The sequence below is a fragment of the Massilia genomosp. 1 genome (genome assembly GCF_011682185.1).
GTDB classification, from domain to species: Bacteria; Pseudomonadota; Gammaproteobacteria; order Burkholderiales; family Burkholderiaceae_D; genus Telluria_A; species Telluria_A rubra.
Genome location: NZ_WHJF01000457.1, coordinates 1 through 338, shown reverse-complemented (window position 1 = coordinate 338; position 338 = coordinate 1). Strand labels below are relative to the sequence as shown.

1 protein-coding gene is annotated in these 338 nt (G+C 56.8%); it reads right to left on the bottom strand.

The features are described from left to right. Positions 1–123 precede the first annotated feature (123 nt). Positions 124–338 (bottom strand): IS200/IS605 family transposase (gene tnpA, locus F1735_RS34495; RefSeq protein WP_167241558.1); only part of this gene is annotated, 215 nt, incomplete at its 5' end.

Sequence of the window (338 nt, the reverse complement as noted above, 5' to 3'; positions counted from 1 at the left end):
GCTCCATTCGATGTCCCGTTCAATCGGGTAGGGCATCCATTACCCGCGACCATCGAAAACACTGCCGACGAGGTTTCGTATCGTCCAGCCAGCAACGCACTGGCAGTTCATGAAACATTCAGGCTAGTGCGGCGTCTGCTGCTGTTCGATGTACTGCCGGATAACGGCGATAGGCGCACCGCCGCAGCTACCGGCAAAGTAGGAAGGCGAGCATAGCGCGCCGCCCCAAAGCTTCTTGCGGATGCTCGGATAGTTCTTCTTCCGAATCATGCGGCTGGAAACGCCTTTCAGGCTGTTGACCAGATTGGAAACGGAAACCTTGGGCGGGTAGTTCACCA